This is a genomic window from Oleiphilus sp. HI0132 (assembly GCF_001635845.1).
Genome location: NZ_LWGJ01000687.1, coordinates 1 through 712, shown reverse-complemented (window position 1 = coordinate 712; position 712 = coordinate 1). Strand labels below are relative to the sequence as shown.

Annotated in this window: 1 protein-coding gene; it reads right to left on the bottom strand. The window is 47.3% G+C overall.

Going from position 1 to position 712, the window contains the following annotated elements:
- Nucleotides 1-56: 56 nt before the first annotated feature.
- Complete coding sequence (locus tag A3766_RS08235; RefSeq protein ID WP_068511867.1) at nucleotides 57-581, bottom strand: DUF1566 domain-containing protein; 525 nt, start codon at nucleotides 579-581, stop codon at nucleotides 57-59.
- Between the last annotated feature and the right edge of the window lie 131 nt (nucleotides 582-712).

Genomic DNA, 712 nt, shown 5'->3' with positions numbered 1-712 from the left:
TTGGCAGCTGCCCTTAGCTTTGATCGCGTGATCGTTCCTCATTCCATTAGATTAAACTATTGAACGCTTCGAACTAAACGAATTGGCCAAGCCTGCTCTCTGGTGATGGTACCTGTTGCGCCATGTTTGAAGTCCACGAACCATGTGGCCGTATCATTGTTGTAGTCAGGTGACGCACTCCAGAGAAACTTGTTGGCAGTATTGGGGAAAACCGTCGCATTAATACTTGGCTCAACGCATTGGTCTTCTAGCAGAGAGGCTAACTCTGCCTGGTTGGGAAGGCGCCAATCGGCGTAGCCTGCAAAACCTCCTGTCGCGTTTATATTACGAGGGATCTGAAGAGCTCCTGACCAGTTCTGCTCGTTGAGAATGCCGGTATTACACTGAGTGCCACTTAAACCTTCCAAGCATTGTTTCCACATTAGTGCCGTGCTGGTATCGGTAATGGTGCCGTCTCCGTGAATAACAAATTGTGTTGCAGGCGTCGTTTCGGCAATGGTATCGCTACTACATTCCTGTGCCAGGACAGGAAGTGAAAGCAAAGAGTGTGTTAGAAGCCCTAAGCAAATATATTTATTCATAACCACCTCTTACTAGTCGTACCTGGTTTACATTGCGTTTATCGAGGCTATAAGAGTTACCATGAGAAAAATTTACTCCCCAGGCACTGCTTGTACCGAGTGCAAAAGGGCTAGATGTCCAGGTTAAGGCT

Coding starts and splice junctions, on each gene's coding strand:
- A3766_RS08235 (WP_068511867.1), bottom strand. CDS start 581: ATGAATAAATATATTTGCTTAGGGCTTCTAACACACTCTTTGCTTTCA.